At 37.7% G+C, this 20,743-nt stretch carries 15 protein-coding genes and 1 pseudogene; all 16 read right to left on the bottom strand.

Annotation, left to right across the window (positions count from 1 at the left end):
• Nucleotide 1: 1 nt before the first annotated feature.
• Nucleotides 2–2,761: a response regulator gene (locus tag ACSVDH_RS02900; protein ID WP_439253132.1), complete on the bottom strand. Its 2,760-nt coding sequence runs from the start codon at nt 2,759–2,761 to the stop codon at nt 2–4.
• A 452-nt stretch (nt 2,762–3,213) separates the two neighbouring features.
• Nucleotides 3,214–4,041, bottom strand: coding sequence for an energy-coupling factor transporter transmembrane component T family protein (locus ACSVDH_RS02895; protein WP_439253131.1), 828 nt, complete (start codon nt 4,039–4,041; stop codon nt 3,214–3,216).
• Entirely contained in the window at nt 4,031–5,743 is a 1,713-nt protein-coding gene (locus ACSVDH_RS02890) for an ABC transporter ATP-binding protein (protein WP_439253129.1), read from the bottom strand. Before ACSVDH_RS02890 ends, ACSVDH_RS02895 begins: the two co-directional genes overlap by 11 nt.
• Before the next feature lie 89 nt (nt 5,744–5,832).
• A complete protein-coding gene (locus tag ACSVDH_RS02885; RefSeq protein WP_439253127.1) occupies nt 5,833–6,396 on the bottom strand; it encodes an ECF-type riboflavin transporter substrate-binding protein in 564 nt (187 codons plus the stop codon).
• A gap of 182 nt (nt 6,397–6,578) precedes the next feature.
• Nucleotides 6,579–7,910, bottom strand: a complete 1,332-nt coding sequence (locus ACSVDH_RS02880) for a CoA-disulfide reductase (RefSeq protein WP_439253126.1) — start codon at nt 7,908–7,910, stop codon at nt 6,579–6,581.
• Nucleotides 7,911–8,049: 139 nt separating this feature from the next.
• The gene (locus ACSVDH_RS02875) at nt 8,050–9,588 is read right to left on the bottom strand and encodes an alanine/glycine:cation symporter family protein (protein ID WP_439253125.1); all 1,539 of its coding nucleotides are present in this window, start codon (nt 9,586–9,588) and stop codon (nt 8,050–8,052) included.
• 541 nt (nt 9,589–10,129) lie between these two features.
• Nucleotides 10,130–10,369, bottom strand: a pseudogene (locus ACSVDH_RS02870) (sugar phosphate isomerase/epimerase family protein); the annotation flags it as partial.
• A gap of 187 nt (nt 10,370–10,556) precedes the next feature.
• Nucleotides 10,557–12,290, bottom strand: coding sequence for a hypothetical protein (locus ACSVDH_RS02865; RefSeq protein ID WP_439253123.1), 1,734 nt, complete (start codon nt 12,288–12,290; stop codon nt 10,557–10,559).
• A gap of 661 nt (nt 12,291–12,951) precedes the next feature.
• Nucleotides 12,952–14,223, bottom strand: coding sequence for a hypothetical protein (locus ACSVDH_RS02860; protein WP_439253122.1), 1,272 nt, complete (start codon nt 14,221–14,223; stop codon nt 12,952–12,954).
• Between the two features lie 611 nt (nt 14,224–14,834).
• Nucleotides 14,835–15,230, bottom strand: coding sequence for a monovalent cation/H(+) antiporter subunit G (gene mnhG, locus ACSVDH_RS02855; protein ID WP_439253120.1), 396 nt, complete (start codon nt 15,228–15,230; stop codon nt 14,835–14,837).
• The gene (locus ACSVDH_RS02850) at nt 15,208–15,492 is read right to left on the bottom strand and encodes a Na(+)/H(+) antiporter subunit F1 (RefSeq protein WP_299088957.1); all 285 of its coding nucleotides are present in this window, start codon (nt 15,490–15,492) and stop codon (nt 15,208–15,210) included. Before ACSVDH_RS02850 ends, mnhG begins: the two co-directional genes overlap by 23 nt.
• Nucleotides 15,489–15,968 (bottom strand): Na+/H+ antiporter subunit E, encoded by a 480-nt coding sequence (locus ACSVDH_RS02845; RefSeq protein WP_439253119.1) that lies wholly within the window; start codon nt 15,966–15,968, stop codon nt 15,489–15,491. Before ACSVDH_RS02845 ends, ACSVDH_RS02850 begins: the two co-directional genes overlap by 4 nt.
• A gap of 38 nt (nt 15,969–16,006) precedes the next feature.
• Nucleotides 16,007–17,497: a Na+/H+ antiporter subunit D gene (locus ACSVDH_RS02840; protein ID WP_439253118.1), complete on the bottom strand. Its 1,491-nt coding sequence runs from the start codon at nt 17,495–17,497 to the stop codon at nt 16,007–16,009.
• Nucleotides 17,490–17,828, bottom strand: coding sequence for a Na(+)/H(+) antiporter subunit C (locus ACSVDH_RS02835; RefSeq protein ID WP_299088953.1), 339 nt, complete (start codon nt 17,826–17,828; stop codon nt 17,490–17,492). The genes ACSVDH_RS02840 and ACSVDH_RS02835 overlap by 8 nt, the downstream gene beginning before the upstream one ends.
• Nucleotides 17,828–18,253, bottom strand: a complete 426-nt coding sequence (locus tag ACSVDH_RS02830; protein ID WP_439253116.1) for a Na(+)/H(+) antiporter subunit B — start codon at nt 18,251–18,253, stop codon at nt 17,828–17,830. Before ACSVDH_RS02830 ends, ACSVDH_RS02835 begins: the two co-directional genes overlap by 1 nt.
• Nucleotides 18,237–20,654, bottom strand: coding sequence for a Na+/H+ antiporter subunit A (locus tag ACSVDH_RS02825; protein ID WP_439253114.1), 2,418 nt, complete (start codon nt 20,652–20,654; stop codon nt 18,237–18,239). Before ACSVDH_RS02825 ends, ACSVDH_RS02830 begins: the two co-directional genes overlap by 17 nt.
• Nucleotides 20,655–20,743: the final 89 nt, after the last annotated feature.

Genomic DNA, 20,743 nt, shown 5'->3' with positions numbered 1-20,743 from the left:
CCTAGCCCTCCTTCCTATATAGCCAGACCTGCATAAGCGAGAATAACTGATCCAAGTTAATTGGCTTGCTAATATAATCTGTTGCTCCAGCATTTAAGCATTCTTCACGGCTGTGCTTCATGGCCTTTGCAGTAAGAGCAATGATCGGAATCGTGCTAAAATCAGGTTTTTTGCGGATTCTGCGCATGGCTTCAAATCCATCAATCTCCGGCATCATTATATCCATTAAAACCAAATCGGTATCTGGATTTTTTTGCAGCATTTCAATACCTTCACGGCCATTTTCCGCAACAATAATATCCATTTCATATTGTTCCAGTGCAATCGTTAAGGCATACACATTGCGAATATCGTCATCGACAATCAAGATTTTCTTATCCTTAAGCAATGATTTCCCATGCTGCTTCAAATTATCTTCTTTCCTTGTCAGGTTATCCTCGTCTAATTGATACTGATTCACTTCAAGACTAACCGCTGCTTCTTCAAAAGCAGAAGTTTCTTCGCTCTTAGCGTTCTGTTCAAAGTGCGGCAAGAATAATGTAAAGGTGCTTCCTTCGCCTTTCTCACTTCTGACCTCAATAAATCCGCCCAAGAGCTGTGCAATTTCTCTGCTGATGGAAAGACCTAGTCCAGTACCGCCATATTGACGGCTTGTCGTTCCATCCGCTTGTTTAAACGCGTCAAAAATCGTTTCTTGTTTATCCTTGGCGATGCCAATCCCCGTATCAATAACAGAGAAGGCCAGCATGGACATCGTTTGTCTATCACCTGCATGGAGCTTTTTATCCATTGTTTTATTCCTAACCTTATGAACAACTAAGGACACGCTGCCGATTTCGGTAAACTTAAATGCATTTGAAAGAAGATTTTTTAAGATTTGCTGGAGCCTTTGTTCATCTGTATAAAAACGGTCTGGCACATCTTCTCCTAGTTCAATAGAGAACTTAACCTGCTTCTGTTTGGCAATCGGGGAGAATTGACTTAAAATATAGTCGCTGATCTGCTTAAGCTCTACTTCCTTTGGCACAACCTCCAATTTACCTGATTCTACTTTGGCAAGATCTAAAATGTCATTAATCAAATGCAGTAAATCATTTCCTGACGTATAGATGGTCCGAATATACTCTTCTTGCTTAGGTGTAAGATTTCCCTCTCCGTTTTCTGAAAGAATTTGCGCCAGGATTAGTAAGCTATTTAACGGTGTTCGCAGCTCATGAGACATATTCGCCAAAAACTCGGATTTATATTGCGAGCTTAACTCCAGCTGCTGTGCCTTCTCCTCAAGCGCCTCGCGAACCTTTTCAATCTCTTTTTTCTTTTGCTCGGATGCTTCATATTGCTCTTCAAGCTTTTCATTCGTTGTCCTTAATTCCTCTTGCTGTAATTGTAATTCTTCAGATTGAGCCTGCAGTTCTTCGGTTAAAGCTTGTGATTCCTGTAACAGCCTTTCAACCCTCATCCGGTTTGAAATACTATTGAGCGTAATGCCGATATGGCTGTTTACTTCTTCAAGCAGCTTTACCTGTGATGGACTAAATGACTCAAACGAGGCAATTTCGATCACTGCAAGGACATCGCCTTCAAATTGAACTGGCAGGATCATGATGTTTTTCGGTGAGCCTTCTCCAATGCCTGAATGAACTTTTATGTATTGATCTGGTACCTCATTAAGCAGGATCGGCCGTTTTTCAACCGCACATTGCCCAACAAGCCCCTCGCCAAAGCCAAATCGCTCAAATCTTTTATTTTCATGTGACAGTGCATAACCTGCAGTCCTTTTTAAATATGGATGACAGTCTTCAATCTCCTTGACATAGAATGCACCATAGCTGGCACCAACCATTGGCACAAGCTTCGCTAATAACTGCTCAGCCAACATCTGAATCGTTTCAACCTCTGGATACATCGTGGATATTTCGGCTATTTTCGTCTTGAGCCAGCTATGTTCCTCTGCTTCTTCAATTAGCCTTTTCTCAAGCTTGCTATGCTCCTCTAACGCTTTGGCCATTTTATTAAAGGCTAAGGCAATTTCACCAATCTCATCTTTATAAAAAACCTCAATTCGGGGCAGCCTTTCAAAATCACTTGTTGTTACACGCTTCATGACAGTGGTCACATTGTTAAGGTTCTTCGTCATACGTCTAATCATATAGATTGTGTAGCTAATGCCAATGGTTAAGCCAATAGCCAAATAAATATAAATCACTGTGACAGCCCAATTATAGGTCTCTCTTGATCTTAATAGCTCATTTTTCATCTCTTGCTCCTGCAGCCCATGGAGAAGCTCTGCAATTTGCAGCATTCTTTGTCTCGTAAGCTCTGCTTCATTCCACAAGGCAGGCTGAATTTCAACATTTTGATCAATGTTCTTTGCCGTCATGACTTGCTGCGCCAAGTTTTGGTAGGACCTATGCAAGGTTTTAAATTTTGCAATCAACTCTTGAGACTCTTCTTGCGTATCCTTTTTTTCAAGGGATTCTAATGCAAGCTGCATATTGATATGAGATTGCTCCCAAGCATTTGTCGCTGCTTGTCGATTGTCACTTGAGTGTTGAGTTGTGATTTCTCTTAACTCTCTTCCAATATTGGCAGTCTCATACTTAATATCTGATGCCATATTAATTCTTTGATACAATTCATTTACTACAACATGCATATTGACTGTTGATTGTTCAAGCATATTCATTAAAATAACAACGATAATTGAAATTAATAGCAATAAGGATCCTATGCTCAAGTAAAGCTTTGTTCTAAATTTCATTTGGCCTCCGCGAATAATGTTTTTCTTTATCCTTTAATGAATTGTTTGTAAAATTTTAATATTCTGTAAATTGCACTTTTACTAGTAAAACTTTTCCGTTAATCTCTTAAAATGACATATTTTGCTTATAATAATACTTTAAATCGTTGTTTATCGTCTACCCATTATTTCAATCTTCAGAGAGTAAAACGAAACTTTTTTCTGCATAAAAAGACAGTTACCCTACTCTAACAAATTATATTAATATATTAAAATGTGAGGATTTATCAAAAAAGAACTAAGTATGTAATTTGCTTCACCTTAAACCAATCCATTATGAACCTTTTTATATCCTTCTTAATTACGAAGCAAGTATTATTTTTTAATACCTTATACAATTCGATTTGCTGATTATTCATCCTTTAAAGGGTCACTACTTGTAATTAATTTCCAACAATAATATAAACATCCCATCAAAAAGGATTATAAAAACGATTCCCATCAAAGAAGGTAATCATAAGTGTAATGACCGAAATAGCTGCGGTTAGACAGAATGCGACATAGTCGTTTTTGTGAAAGCGGCGTTCACGATACCATGTTCGTTTTTCCTTCTTTCCGAACCCCCTCAGCTCCATAACATTGCTAATCGTTTCAATTCGATCTAAGCTTGAAAAAATGAGTGGCATAATAATGGATACCGCATTTTTCATTCGAGCTGGAAGCTTTTCTTTTTTCGACATGTCAAGTCCGCGTGCTTGCTGTGAGAGAGCAATATTTCTGAATTCCCTTTGAAGATCTGGGATATAGCGCAGAGTTAGTGCTACAGCAAACGCAATTCGATAGTTTATGCCGATTTTATTTAATGAAGCTGCAAATTCACTAGGATTTGTCGTTAAGATGAGGATAAGTGCTGCTGGAATGACTGTAATGTATTTTAACGTTACATTAAATTGATAGAATAATTGCTCAAGGGTGAGATCATAGCTCTTTGGCAGCTCAATTAATAAATGCTTTGATCCATAAATCCCAACACCTTCCTGAGGAGAAAAGATGTAAATGGCTATATTATTTAGTAAAAGGAAGAACAGGATGAAGCCCAAAACAAAGGAAATATCACTAAATTTGATTTTTGATAGATGAAATAGAAGAATACTGCTAAAAAGCAAAAATAAGAGAATTCGAGTATCATATGTAAGCATAGCTGCGGTTGACCAAAAGAGAAAACAAATCAGTTTTGTTGCACCTGTTAGTTGATGAACTGGTGAATCTCGATCAATATAAGACAGCATATTAACGACCAAAGCGTTTTTCCCCCTTTTCGTAAAATATATACTGACGTATAAAATCGTTCATTTCATTGATACCTGCTCTTTTGGCTAATTCGTACAAAGATGTTTCTTTTAAATTGGCCTGTTCCATTATATGCTGGCTGCTCAAAATCTTGGTTGCTTGATCATCTGCTATGACTCTTCCATTTGCGATAACAATTGCCCGAGGTGTGTACTCAAGCATAAGGTGCATATCATGTGTAATGATTAAGATGGTAACTCCAAGTCTATTTAGTTCAACAAGAAATTCCATGATCTCTGTGTAATGGCGGTAATCTTGACCTGCTGTGGGCTCATCCAATATGAGAATATCCGGCTGCATCACAAGAATGGATGCAATCGTGACCCGTTTTTTTTGACCATAGCTTAATGCAGAAACCGGCCAATTTCGAAACGGAAGCAGCCCGCATATGTTGAGCGTATGTGTAACACGATCTTTTATTTCGTTTTCCTGAATTCCCCTGACACAAAGTCCGAGGGCAACCTCATCATAGACCATTGCTTTTGAAATCATTTGGTTCGGATTCTGTAACACCATGCCGATTTTAAGCGATCGTTCCTTCAGCGTGTCATGCGTAATATCTCTTCCATCTACTAAGATTCTTCCGGCACTAGGTTTTTCAAGGCCGCAAATCAGTTTGGAAAGAGTAGACTTTCCCGCACCATTCTTTCCTACTATACTAACCATCTCACCTTTTGAAATTGTCAATGTAACATCATTCAAAATTTTACGATGATCATTATACTGAAAATGAATTTGCTGAAGTTCTAAGACTGGGAATTTTTCCAGATCTGACTTTTGTGGTATTCCCCCTTCAAACCAGGATAAAAGTTTTTCTTTACAGGAATTTGTTAAAAGGCGATCCATATGAGTTGGACATATATCAGGGGTAATTCGACAACCAGCATATTTTAATGCTTTTACATATAAAGGCTGACGTAAATCATTTTCCTCTAATACATTTGAGGCTAATAGCTCATCTGGAGACAGATCACACACAACTCGTCCATGATTAATAATGATGATTCGGTCCATTTCTTGATCGAGAACATCCTCGATTCGATGTTCAACAATAAGAACCGTTGCATTTGTCTCTTCATGGATACGATGGATTAGCTCCATTGCATGCTTCCCTGTTGCAGGATCGAGATTTGCCAAAGGCTCATCAAATAGAAGAATTTTCACCTGATCAACCATGACTCCGCCAAGGGCAGCCCGTTGTCGCTGTCCGCCTGATAATTCGTGCAAAGAATGGTTTAAATGGCCATCAAGCTCCACAATCTTGGCTATTTCTTGAACCCTTTCCTTCATTTCCTCTTGGTTTACACAATCATTTTCCAAAGAAAAGGCCATATCCTCCCCAACTGTTAAACCGATAAATTGCCCGTCAGGATCTTGCAGGACAGTCCCTACTATTTTTGACAGAGCAAATATCCCCTGTTCTTTTGTGTCTTTTCCCTTTACCTTCAGCTCTCCAGTGATCTCTCCTTTAAAAGAAAAAGGAACTAGTCCGTTCATACAATGAGCAAGTGTGCTTTTTCCAGAGCCTGAAGGACCCGCGATTAGTACTTTTTCACCTTCATAGATTGTAAGATTAATATCGATAAGTGTTGGCTCCGCTTGACTTTTATATTTAAAACCAAAGTTTTTAAATTCAATCACTGGCACTTTCATTCCATTTCCCCTATCACTCATTTATTATCAAAAGGGACTGACCTTCCTTTCAAAGTCAGCCCCTTTTATGAAATCAAAACCGTTTGAAATTATAATGTTTCTTCCTTTTTCAAGCTATCGGATTTCGTTCGTGTTTTTGCATAGGCAGTGATTAAAATTGTCCCTAAAACACCGACAGTAACAATATTTGCAGCTGCAGCAACGGCTCCCTGTAAGAAGACCTTGTTAACTGGCTCCGCATATATCAATATATCTAAAATCGGGGCAATCAAGATCCAGCCAATCGCCTGTACAATTGCCTGAATGATGTTAAACAAGACAATTTGCTTCGTTGCAAAAACACCCTCCTGAACCGTTGATTTTCGTGTTGCATAACCGATTAAGAAACCGACCAATGCAGAGACAATCACCCAGCTCCACCATGGTGAGCCATAAAATAATGCATCCTTCAAGGCATGCCCAATAAACCCTATAAGTCCGCCGGCAATCGGCCCAAAAACAACAGCCATTAAAGCAAGAAAAGCATACGACGTTTCGATCGACGTGTTCGGAATTCCAGATGGTATTGAAGCAAAACGACCTAAGATGACAAACACTGCTGTTCCAATTCCAATTGCAACGATTGTTTTTGTTGATAAGTTATTCCCCTTCATGAACATCCTCCTTTTCATTTACGTATTCCTGGCTTTAGACAATTCAACTTAACAATAAATTCTTTTTAACTTTATTTTACATTTCACAGACTTATGCTAGGTATTTGGTTCTAGAATAAAGGAGAAAAACAAAAAGCCTCTCTATTTTAGAAAGGCTTTTTACATCTTATTGTTATAAGTAGCTAGTTTATCTTTCTAGCTGCTTGCTGAATAGGATCCCATACACTATTATATGGCGGAGCATAAGCTAAATCTAAATCCAGTAATTGATCGGTTGTCAACGAATGGAATAATGCTGTAGCTAATACATCAATTCGTTTGTCCACACCATTTCCACCGATGATTTGTCCGCCTAAAAGCTTATATGAATGCTCATGATACACTAATTTCACCGTCATTTTTTGATCATCAGGGTAGTATCCGGCAATATCTGTCGCTTGAATGGTTACTGATTGGCAGGGGATGTTTAATCTTTTTGCTTCAGCTTCAGAAATCCCTGTTCGTCCCAATGTTAAATTAAAAAATTTAATGATCGATGTCCCTACAACACCTTTAAAGGTTTTATGATGGTTAATCATGTTCAAGCCAGCAATTTGTCCTTGCTTATTTGCGTGAGTCCCTAAAGGAATATGATCATCCTTTTCTTTAATACGGTGATACTGAGTGGCGCAATCCCCAGCAGCATAGACATCCTCCAAGCTTGTCTGCATATAGGCATTTACCTGAATCGCACCATTTACACTTGTGATAAGGCCGGAATCTTTTAAAAATGCCGTATTTGGTTTCACGCCAATGGCCAATAGGACAAGATCTGTTTCATACTCGCCTTTGTCGGTTTTCACATATTCCACATGATCCTGACCCTTAAAGGCTTCAACAGACTCCCCAAATTTTAATACAATTTTTTGCTTTATTGCTTCCTCATGGATAAGCTCTGCCATCTCTTTATCAAAAATCTTTGCTAATTGCTCATTCCGTTCGATGATCGTGACCTTCTTGCCTAACTCCACAAAGCTTTCTGCCATTTCAAGCCCTATGTATCCGCCGCCGATCACCGTCACATGCTTGATCTCCTTTTTCAGGTAATCCATCATTTTCTTTGCGTCTGGAATCGTTTTTAACGTAAAGATACCTGGCAGGTTCACACCCTCCCAATCCGGGATTACCGGACTTACACCCGTTGCAATAAGAAGACGGTCATACGGCATAGTAAACGTTTTTCCATTTGCATGGTCAATTCCGCTTACCTGCTTACTCTTTGCGTCAACATTCACCACCTCATGAAAAATTCGAGCATCAATTCCGTATTTATTGCGAAACGTTTCCTGCGTACGGGCAATTAATTTATCTGTAGATGCAATTTTTCCACTAATGACATAAGGGAGGCCACATTGGCCATACGAATAGATTCCACCCTTTTCAAAAACCGTTATGTCATTTCCGGAGCTATTGCGGACAATTTGCATAGCAGCACTCATCCCTGCTGCATCTCCGCCGATAATTACAAACTTCATCATCATCCCTCCTTTCATTATTTTCCTTTTAAATTGTATTTTTAAACATAAAAATGCCTTCACAATCTAATAATCTCTTACCGTGCAACACCGAAAAAGCCCAATTCTCTATTAAAATTGAGAATTTGGGCTTTTTTCGTTACTCCAGAAAAACATCTGATTGTTGAAGATCACTAAGGCTTCTATTAACTGGTTTAGTTAAAGCAGCAGCGCTTTCTTTTTCCCCAAGCTCTTTTGTTTCAAGTTCTTCCCAAAAATCAGCATTTTTAATACCAACTTTACTTGGACGAAAGATAGGATTGAGTCCTGCTTTTTTCTGTTCATCGTAATCTTTGAGCGCTTTAACAGCAATTTTAGATAAGAGGAAAATTGTGATTACGTTAATCCATCCGAGAAGTCCAACACCTAAGTCAGTAATCCCCCAGATTAATGGGGCTGAGTTAATAGCACCGAAAATGACCATTCCGAGAAGACCGAAGCGTGCTAAGTGGTTAACAAATTTGCTTGAATGTTTTAGATTAAGTGTTTCTTTAACAAATGAGATATTTGTATCCATTTTGTAGAAATACGTAATTAAAGTTGTAAAACAAAATAAGAATAATGAAGCAGTCATGAAATATTGACCAAACGTCTGTGAAACTAGAGTTCCCATTGCGAATTGAGTATATAATTCAGGACCAGCATCTTGTAAGTTGTTAACAATAGGCTCCCCTCCTTTAGGATTAACGTTATACATTCCTGTAATTAAAATCATAAAAGCAGTTGAAGTACAAATTAAGAAAGTGTCAATATAAATCGAAAGCGCTTGCACCAAACCTTGTTTTGCAGGATGGGATACACTTGTCGCACCAGACTCAAAAGTCTCAGTACCAAGACCTGCAGCACTTGCAAACACTCCACGCTGTACTCCCATAGCAATTGCAGTACCTAAAAGGCCAGCGAATGTAGCATTTAAATTAAATGCACTAGAAACAATTAATGAAAACATAGCCGGGATTTCAGAAGCATTGATAGCTAATAATACGATACAGATACCGACATATCCAAACGCCATAAACGGAACTAAATATTCTGAAACAGTTGCAATACGCTTAACACCACCGTAAATAATAACAGCGATTGATAAGGCTAATAAAGTTCCTGTAACCAAAGGTGGAATATTAAAAGAATCTTTTACAGTTAATGCGATTGTATTAGCTTGTACAGTAGGCCAGAAAATACCGATAACTACTGTTAAAATAATGGCTGAAATAACAGAGAACCATTTTAAATTTAATCCTTTGTAAATATAGAACGGTGTACCACCACGATACTCCCCCTCTAATTTACTTTTATAAATTTGAGTTAGTGTAATCTCGATAAAAGAAGTTGCACTTCCAAAAAATCCTGTGATCCACATCCAAAAAACTGCCCCTGGCCCTCCTAAACTAATAGCGGTAGCCACACCAACGATATTACCCGTTCCGATACGACTACCTAAAGACATTGCTAATGCTTGGAAGGAAGAAATACCTGCGTTGTCATCATTCTTTTCAAATAGTAAAGTAACCATGTCTTTAAAACGTCTGACTTGTACGAATCTGGTTTGGACGGTAAAAAATAGTCCGACAGCTAAGAATAGGAATACTAGAGCATTACTCCAAATATACCTATTCAAGAAATTAACTATTTCTAACATAAAATATCACTCCCTTTCGTTAATATTATTAGATAATTCTGAATATAAATTTTATTATATAGGGAATAATATTATTTGCTTTAGACAATCTGTAAAAATTCATTTCAACTTATCTTACCTTTTGTCACTAGGAAAGGTTGACGATAAATACTAATAATGATACTTAAGTTGTGTGTGCTAAACTATTAGTGTCTTTATTAGACTTAAGAACTCCTCCGTATGCTGATATTTTGGTTGGCGAACCAAAAATATTTAAGCACCACAAGGGAGTTTTTTTATACCACACTGAAAGCTTTTTGGAACCCTAGGCCTAGCCTAGGGTTTTCTTGTTTATAACAAAAAAGGTGATAGATTCTAAGTTCATCTATCACCTTCAATCCTATTCCTTTGAATATTCCCATTCATGGCCGATAGTATTTAAGAATTTTAAAGCCACAAGAGCTATTTCTAAAGATATCTTTTTCGGAAATTGCTCAAAATCATCTTCTAGTAATTCCTGTCTAATCTATTGAGATGGAATTAATAATAGGTAAAGCTTTTGTTACACTTCATTCCAAAAACGTCGAATGTTCTCCATACCAATTTTGGATGTTGCCCTGCATTCCTTTATCCCTTCAAATTCCAACGTAATATAACCATCATAACCTGAAGCTTTAATCTGCTTGACAATCTCTCTTATTTCGATATCTCCTTGACCGACAATAGCTCCGCGTAAAAAATTCCCATTAGAGGTTTTAAACCATTTTCCCGCACCCGGATCTTTGTAGAAAGGTCGGAAATAATTTTCGTACAGCTGTTTGAATATGCTCTAATTTCACCATCGAGCCCCCTTTATCGAGTTAAGTTGTAAGCGCTTAACAAGACTTTATAAGGAATTTCACTTGTTTTCAATAACAATAATTCTACCTTCTAGGAAAAGTGCAATTATTAATAATCTTAATTTTTTCTATTAGCTATCTATTTTTCACCTATTTTAGCTTGATTTCAATGACTCGATCGAATGGAGTCATAAGGTTTAACGATAAGTGTTTACATCCTGCTGAATGTTCATCTTCACGAAGCGTATCCAACCAATGGTCATAAGAGCCTGGTGAGATTTCAATCGAATGATTTCCTACAGAGTAAGCTGCCTTGCCCTCAGTTAAGAAGTATTGCTCATTCCGAACATGCTTCACTCCTTCTCCACTAAATGTTCCCTCTTGATCAAAAATAAACGTTATTTGTGTAAAAACCTCTTCCAATTGGTCGCTCTTAATGTGAAGCTTCCACACGTCTTTCCCTGGAGTGATCGTCACTGTAATTTCGTGCTTCTGAAGATGGGTAACATCACGATGCTGATGTGGAAGCAAATACCACGGAATACTGTTACCATCAATACTCTGCAGTTCATCTAAAAAAGGCTTCGGAATAGGCGAGTTATATCCTTTCTCCATCACAGCACTTAACACATAGCCATCATTCAGTTCCTTCAATTCATCAAAATAAACAATCCCTGGTGAAAAAGCAGTTGCAATCTTTGTTCCTAACAGTCTCACTTTTCCATGTCGAAGTGAAAAAAATGAAGGAGTATTGGTCATGATCGTCGCGCTCGTATCTTTTTTTCGATAACGGACAATTGGTGACCCAAACGCTGTATGTGGGGCACTGTGCAAAATTTTCAGATGATGGCCTACATCAGCAACCCTGCTTAAATACTCAGAACGCGGAAACTGCTTATTGATGATTTTCACATATTCATTAGGAATAGGCTGCCGTTCCCCCTCATTATTCATTCTGTCCGGATAAAGCAGATGTCCAATCATCGCATTAGAATCAACACTGCCAGGTTCTGTTACACTTTCAGCTGCCAAGTCTGCCATATACGAAAAAAGCGGATTTTTATCATGTGCTGCCATTAAGCGATAAATGAAATAATAGTTTGCTAAATTAGATGTCACTCCAAAATCTTGTCTACCCGAATAATCTGTAACAACTTCTCCTGAAGGATGAACAAGATATTGCATTAATTCTAAATTCCTTCTAACAGGCTCGAGTAGCTCTGGGCGATTTAAATTTTGTGCAGCATGGTAAAGCATATTGTTATTCACGGCATTATAAATTCCATTGCTTCGTTCCGTCCATTCTCCATCTTCTGTAAAATCTAATCCTTCCGCTAACCATTCTTCAGCACGGCTTACTAATTCTTCATTTGGAAAGAGTTGATTTAAAAAGGATAGGGCAGCAGTCAGAACCCAGCGATGATTTGGAGTGTGGCAGCCGCCAGTGAGAAGGGCAGGCACAGTCCGTTCTAAAAAAAGCTTCAGATTGGCGCAAACATCATTGTACATGTCCGATGATTGCTTGTTTAATAACAAATAAACCTGTGTTAAACCTACAACGACAAATCCAGTATCAGGCGGGGAATGATAATTCGTTGATCCCAATGAAATCGTTCCATCCTGATGCTGTTGCCTTAGCATATATTCAGACATTTTTCGTAATCGTTCATTTAACTCCTCACTTTGATAAAACTGAGAATCAGGGTTTGCAATTGAGGCAACCCAGGCGGCCATAACTTTTGGGGTATTCCCGTGGCTTGGCAAGGCAACTCCCATAATCGGATCAATAATGCCGCCAAAATATTTACTGGTCGGATCAAGGTCTTGGTAATCCAGCATTTTCCTTGTAAAAGATTCATTCGTTTGTAGAATTTTTTGATACATTGTTAATCCCCCTGTCATCATAATGAAGATTTCCTGTACTTCCTGAAAAAAAAATATTTCTTTTGTGTTTCCCTAACAATAGTTTGTATTTTCAAAACTCTCAACCAAAAAAATTCGTCTTTCTATCAAAATGTCAACTTTTAAAGCTTTTTATTTTTGGCTTTACTAAAATATACACGCACCTCTGCCAATAAAATATTCGTTTTTTTTGAAAGGGCAATTTTTTTATTGAGAGTTTGGAAAGAGCACTTCTATAATGTAGAAAAGTCATTCTGAAGGTATTTCTTTAAGGGGAAGTGGAGGATTACTTTCCGTTTATTTCTTCATGATAAACGTTCATGGTCTTATTCCATTATAAGGTGATGAATAATAAATCCCAAGAAAACCTCTGCTAATACACAGACGGGCTTACTTGGGAATACTAAAATGGAATTTAGAGATATGGACTACACTATCAATTAACTGCAAAACAAGACGATTATTTCCCAGAAAATACACTCTTCGACTGAAGCTGATAGCGAGGAACTGCATTAATTGTCAGAAAAAGGTTAGATAATCATTAAGAACCAGGAGGGAATATTTCTCTGCTTAATCTTCCTTTGCTTCAGTATACATACTATCACTGAAACACCTGTACCAATAATCGTTATCGGCAAGAACACTATAAATCTGCTAAAGCAATAACTTCACCGTTTGATGCATTCACTCCATATTGACAATCTAATTTCCCGCATAAAATATATTGGTTCTGTTTAAATTCATAAACATAATAAGGCTTTAGCTCAAACAATTCTTTGATTTTTTCATACGCTTCTTCTTTTGTTATCATACCGTTATCAGGTACTTGAAATTCCTCAAACATCTCTAGCATCGACTTGTTATCTATGTAATTTACTGCTTGAAAACTATTTGCATCAATCATGACCTTGATTTTTCTCTGAAACACACGATTTTCCTGGCGTTTTGCCCTTAATGTAGCATGAATATACCCTTTATCTCGATGCAGCGTTTTAAGGATCCATTTTCCTGTGTCATTTGGATATTCCTGTCGTAAAAGGTCCTTGACTGTCATCACACATCGATCTTCTTCTGCCTTTGTGATTGGGAATGTATCAGGACTTGGCTCAGCTGAAAAAGCTTGTTCCGTTGTAACATCTTCTATCCAACCAATCTCTTTTCTTTCAAATGGTACGTTGATTGATTCATTCCAATTCATTATTTTATCTATTTTTAAATACGACCTTACATCTGTTATAAACTCAAATGGAATCGTTAACATCCCATCATTCTCGACATAAATCTCTTCCACCGCATAAACAGGAATCATTTTTTCCTGGTCATAGGAAGGAAATTCGACCAACTGCAATTGTTCCTTTGCTAAGTGCTCTATCATATCAAGGGTCAGTGTGTAAGCTTCTTCTTTAACCATTTCTTTAGAAGGAAATTGTCCACTGACTCTGTACAAGGTGAGATCCCCTTCCTGATTAACATTAACTTCGATATATCCTGAAGGTGAAACGGCAACACCATCGATACATTCTCTAAAGCGAAATGCTCCTTCTTCTTGTTTATCCAATTGAAACTGCTTTCCATATGTCAATCCTGTTTCGTATTCAATCCAATTGATCATGTTATTTAGATTAAGATTTGCAAACGTAATCCCATCTTTAGCATATGTTTTCCCCATGACAAAAATAACGCGTTCAAATTTACGAGTATGTAGATTGATCTCAATAACGGCCGCACCTTCTGGATTTGACTCATCATCCTCTTGTTCAATTATATGATTAGGAAACCATTCCATACAAAGCGTATAAATCGTTTTATTAAAGATGTTGACGTTTCGATAAAAGCTATGTTGTTTTAAATAATAATTATCTAATCCAAATTTTTTCTTCGTCAAATCAACTAATTCTTTTATTCTTCGATCCATCTGCATTTCACCTCGAATCTTTTTATGCCGACTCTACATCTTTTTTCACTACATGTTCAGTTAGAATATCAGTCAACTTTTATTTCATTTCTTTTGAAGTCACAATGCAACTTAGCGAAAAGATTTCCTCATTGTCGGCAAAACAATTTCTCGTTTCATTTTTATCATGAGTTGGATAAACTTATAGCTGTAGTAGCCAATGTATCTTGTTAAGTGTCTCATGAGGAAAAAAATCTTCTTCATATACTCCTTGATCATTGTAATTTTTAACCCAATCATTAAACTCTTCACCTGTTATACGAAAACTATCAGTATATTTAGATTTACCATGTCTAATCAATGAAATTTCCATTCTAAAACTACTGTAACTTTTATAAATAAACTTAAATTTGCATGAAGCACAAATAGACCTCATATGAACTTATTGGAATTACCAGCTTCTCTCGAGCAAAAACGAAGTGCGCGGCTCATCATAGTCGGTACAACTGAAGCATGATTTTCTTCAGGTGCTACATAATAGTCAAGGTGGAGGAGCTTATTTCGTATGTCGGTATCCACATCGAAAAAACGCCAATCATCTTTCTAAAAAAGGATAAAGAAGCTATTGTGACTTATTCCCCAAGTTCTTCACTTCTTCTTTGTTCACTTCCAATCACTCCTTCATTTTTGTAAACTTCTTTCAAATCATCTCTAACACTATCTTTTGAAAGAGCAACATTTGAGCGGTAAGCCGCACGTACAATGACATGGGCTGCAACTGGAGCTGTAAGAAAAACAAAGAAAATACCAAGAAATAACCGGATGCTAAAAATTCCTTCCATGATAAAAAAGAGAAAGGTACCAACAAGAATAAAGAGGACACCCATTGTTGATCCTTTTGAAAGTGCATGTGAGCGTGTATAAAGATCAGGGAGGCGAATGAATCCAATTGCACTTAAAAAACTGAAAATGGTACCAACCAATATTAAACTAACTGCAATCAGTTCAATCTGAATGATTACGCTCAATGACCACACCTCTTTCAATATATCTCGCAAAGGCAATTGTCCCAATAAAGGAGAGAATGCCAATTAATAAAATCACTTCAAAAAATCCTGTACTTCTTAGCAAAACTGAAAATATAGCCACTCCTGATATTAAATGAATCCCTAATGCATCGAGTGCCTGCACCCTATCAGGTGCTGTCGGCCCTTTTACCAACCGAAAAATCGTAGCAAAAATGGCAAAACTCAAGAAAATTAATGAACAAATTAATATTCCCTGTATCATGAACGTGTCACCCTCTTAATAGCCTTTTCAAATTTATTTTTAGAATGAAGAACGGCATCGCTTGATTCCGGGATATCCATCGCATGGATATAAAACTTTTTACTGTTTGAAGAAACCTCCACCACAACCGATCCCGGAGTCAATGTTAGCAGTAAGGCCAATAAGGTAATCTCCAAATCTCCTTCCAACTCCGTTTCCAATGTGAAAATACCTGGAGTAATATTGATTCTAGGCCGTGTCACCTGTCGAATAACCAATATACTGGATGTAAATAGTTCAATGATAAATACAAGAAAAAGCCGAACAATGGCAAGCAATGTCACCAAATAAAATTTTGTTGGTAAATATCTTCTCAGGATAAAAAGGACCAACAAACCAAATAAGTAACCGCTAAAGAATGTTAAAACACTCCAATCATCTTGAAGGAACATCCAGATAACACCGATTAATAGATTTATTAATACTTGCATGGGCATGGCTGCCACCCCTTTCCACCATCAAAAATACGATTAGGTTATTGTCTTTGGCCGCTTCCCAATACAGCTTCAATATAAATGCTTGGATTCATTAAGCCTTCAACAGCATCATCAACGTAAGCATGAATACCTTCCGCACCTAAGCCCAGGGCAATTGTTAACATGGTCAGAATTCCAATAGGTAACATTAACCCTTTGGTTGTCCCTTTCTCATCCTCCTCCGTTAAGTCCGTATAACCCCAAAAGCAATTCATAAAGATTTTCATAATCGAATACAAAACCATAAGGCTGGTAAGTAATCCAATCCCACCCAACCAAAAGTATCCTGCTTCAAAAGTTCCTTCTGAAATAAAAATCTTTCCTAAAAAGCCGCTTAATGGCGGAATTCCTGATAGTGATAAGGCGGCAATAAAAAACATCCAGCCTAATCCCGGGTGCAGCCGGATAAGACCACTTATTTCATTAAGTTTACTCGTTCCTGTAAGATGAATGATTGTTCCACCTAATAGGAAAATGAGAGCTTTAACAATCATATCGTGGATTAAATAGAATAATGATCCCGTCATCCCTTCCGTTGTGAAAGAAGCCGCTCCGGCTAAAATAAATCCCACTCCTACAATGACGTTATAAGTTAATATTTTCTTAATATCTCCATAAGCTACAGCACCTATCGCTCCTAATATCATCGTTACAGCTGCTAATATCCCGATTAATAAATGCGTAACTTGCGGGTCATGATAAAAGACTAACGTAAAAACTCTAATAATCGCATAAATCCCTACCTTAGTTAATAGTGCGGCAAATATGGCAGCAACTACAGTAGGTGGAGCACTATAAGAACCAGGAAGCCAATAAAATAGAAATAAACCGGCTTTTAAACTAAACACAATTAAAAATAGAATCGCTACCGTATTCATAAGTCCCTCTTGGCCAACCTCTGCTACCCGAATCGAAAGATGAGCAAAATTCAACGTACCAGTTATGGCATATAAATAGGCAATGGCAACAAGAAATAGAAAAGATGAGATGATGTTAATTAGAATATACTTAATAGACTCCCTTAGTTGAATTCTCGTTCCTCCATGGGAAATCAACACATAGGAAGAAACCAACATCACTTCAAAGCAGACAAATAAATTAAAAATATCCCCTGTAAGGAATGAGCCATTTACCCCAGTAATGAGACATAAAAACAAAGGGTAAAAGTAGTAAGATTCCCGTTCTCTCCCGATCGAGTGAAAAGCATATAATAAGCAACATAAGGAAACAATACAGGTCACAAGGACAAGTAAAACTGAAAACATATCAGCGACCAAACTTACACCAAAGGGGGCTTCCCAACCTCCTAAATGCAGGTATTGAATCCCCTCTTTTTCAATCTGGACCATTAAATAAATGGCCACGGCACCCACCACTACGGTTGATAAAATACTAAGAACCCTTTGGAAATTACTATTTTTCTTCCAAATAACCATCATCATCCCTGTGATGATCGGGATAATGATGGGCAATATCACTAAATTATTCATTCTCAATACCTCCAAGTTGCTCTGTATCATCCGTGCCCAAAACTTTATAAGCCCGGTAACTCAACACTAAAAACAGAGCAGTTGTGGCGAAATTTATGACAATCGCCGTTAATAAGAGGGCTTGCGGCAATGAATCAGCATAGGTAAGATTCTTTATTCCAAGGAGCGGCGGACCTCCCTTTTTTAACCCTCCCATCGTGATAATGAGTAAATTAACACCATGACCAAGAATCGATGTTCCTAAAATAATTTGCAATAAACGTTTCGTCAAAATCAAATAAATACCTATAGCAAATAATATTCCGACAAGGATAGACATTAACGTTTCCATTATCGATCATCACCTATACTCAATATGATTGTGATGGAGGTGCCAATGACCGCCAACGCTACCCCTACATCAAAAATCACTGCTGTTGCCAATTCCGTCTTTCCAAAAACAGGAAGATTAAAATAACCGAAAGACTGAGATAAAAACGGTACATTAAACATCAAAGAGCCGACCCCTGTCAGAACAGAAATTAAGACCCCCACTGCAGCCAGAACTTTAAAATCTACCGGAATATTTTTAAGAACCGTTTCAATATCAAACGAAAGAAATAAAAGGATTAAGGCAGATGCAAAGGCTAGTCCTCCGATAAACCCGCCGCCGGGATAATGATGACCTGAGATAAATAGATTAATGGCAAATGTTAGAATGATTACGACTGCCACTTTTGTGACACTTCTGATGATGACATCATTTGGTTCCTTCATTTTTATCCCCCCCTGATAATCTTAGCTTTATTAAGGTATAAACCCCTAAACCAGCAATGCATAGCACTAAAATTTCCAGCATGGTATCAAACCCTCGGAAATCAACGAGGATTGCATTTACAATATTTTTAGCACCCGCCAATTCATAGGAGTTTTCATAATAACTCGAAATCGATGCGAATAAACGATTCCCATTAGCAGATAGAGCAACAACGGTAACAACAGCGCCCACACCAATCGAGATCACAGCATTTACTGCTTTAAACCGCACACGACTAACTTCTTTCCGAAGCTGAGGTAAATGATAGAAACATAAGAGAAATAAGGCTGTTGTAACTGTCTCCACTACCAACTGGGTTAAGGCCAAATCCGGGGCTCGAAATAAGACAAAGAAAAAAGATACAAGAAAACCTAGTCCCCCAACAGCAACAATACTGGTCATTCTATTCTTCGAAAAAAGAACTGTTAATGCAGTAATAACCATAGCAATCATTAATCCTGCTTCAAAAAAATTAACAGGTGCATCAGCAGAGGGGTTAAAGGAAAAGCCATCGAACAATAACATCGACCCGCCTAAGAGAAGGATGATAAATGAAAAAATATAGACGAGATAATGACGAATAAATCCTGTCATATAGCGATTAGTAATCAATCGAGAAACATTCTCCATCTTTTCTATACCAAGGTTATAGATGTTATTTAATGTTAGACCCTCTGGATAAACGTGATATATTCGATGCCATTTTTTCAAATAAATATATAATAGCGTTCCAACTCCTATCACCCCAAGAGTCATAAATAGCTCTGTATTCCAACCATGCCAAGCACTAATTTTGACATGTAGTTCTCCTTCTTGAGCTAGTGTTGGCAAAACAGCCATTAAAGCTGGTTTTAATAAATAGTGTGAAAGGACATTTGGAAAAAAGAAAATCACAATGACTAAGGAAGCAAGAACTAGTGGGGGAATTAACATCCCAATTGGTGCTTCATGCACTTCCCTGCCCAGTTTTTCAGGCTTATGTTTCCCTCTAATCGTTTTAAATACTAAAATCATGCTGTACACAAATGTAAACACACTGGCAATCCATGCAATGATAGGAATGATTATCCCAATATAGTCCGCATTAAAAGCCGACAGTTGTGCCGTATTTAAAACGGCTGTAAAGAACATTTCCTTACTTAAAAAACCGTTAAAGGGAGGAAGACCTGCCATAGCGAAACCGCCGATTACAGCAAGGGTAAAGGAAATCGGCATTAAATGGATCAAGCCACCAAGCCTTCGAATATCACGCGTGCCCGTCTCATGGTCAATGATGCCAACAACCATAAACAGGCACCCTTTAAAGGTTGAATGGTTCACTAAGTGGAAGATCGCAGCAAAAATGGCCACTGCATATACGGTGGAATCCTCTCCAATCTTGAAATACAATGATGCAGAACCAAAACCAAGCAGGCTCATGATTAAACCTAATTGACTTATGGTTGAGTATGCCAGTAAAGCCTTAAGGTCTGTTTGTCTTACAGCATTTACCGAGCCATATAATAAAGTAATGATCCCTACACCTGACACGATCCAGAACCATTCAGCAGATCCTCCAAAAACGGGTGTGAGGCGGGCAACAAGGTAGATTCCCGCTTTAACCATGGTAGCAGAATGCAAATAAGCACTTATTGGTGTAGGGGCCTCCATTGCGTCCGGCAACCAAATGCTGAATGGAAACTGTGCTGATTTAGTAAACGCACCAATGAGAATCAGGATCATTGCCGGAAAAAATAATAAGTGTGAAGGAAAAACCGCTGCATGACTCACCATTTCACGGATACTATACGTGTCCGAGATCATGGCAAGCATAATGAAACCCGCCAGCATGGCAAGTCCGCCAAATATCGTGATCAACATAGACTTTTGCGCACCATATCGAGATTTTTCACGTTCATACCAGTAGGCAATTAATAAGAAGGAAGACACGCTTGTCATTTCCCAAAATACATATAAAACAAAAATATTATCAGAAAAAACCAGACCAAGCATCGCTCCCATAAACAACAATAGGTAAACATAGAAATTATGAAGCGCCTCGCGATGTTTCGACATATAGTAAATGGAATAGAGAATAACTAGAGTACCGATCCCTGCAATTAACAATCCGAAAACGAAACTTAATCCGTCCACATGAGTTGTAAAGTTAATATTATATGAAGGAAGCCACTGTACAGTAGCTGTGAATGTATTTCCTTGCGAAATTGTGGGTATAAAGGTTAAAAGGTTACTAAATATCAATAATGGTACGAAAAGGACAAACCATCCCGTATGTATGCGCGGTGTGAATTTCTTATATAGGTACGGGACCGCTATTGCAAAGATAAATGGAATTAAGATCATTAGGTGTAACCAAGACATCATTTCCCCTCCCGATAAAATATTAGTTATAAAATCCACATTTCAACGATTGACTGAATGTGTAGCATACGTTATAGTCATACATAGTT

Origin of the sequence: Metabacillus sp. Hm71, assembly GCF_051842955.2 — a bacterium.
Classification (GTDB): domain Bacteria; phylum Bacillota; class Bacilli; order Bacillales; family Bacillaceae; genus Metabacillus.
Note: the sequence above shows the minus strand (reverse complement) of the source record. Positions and strands in the feature narration are given on the sequence as shown.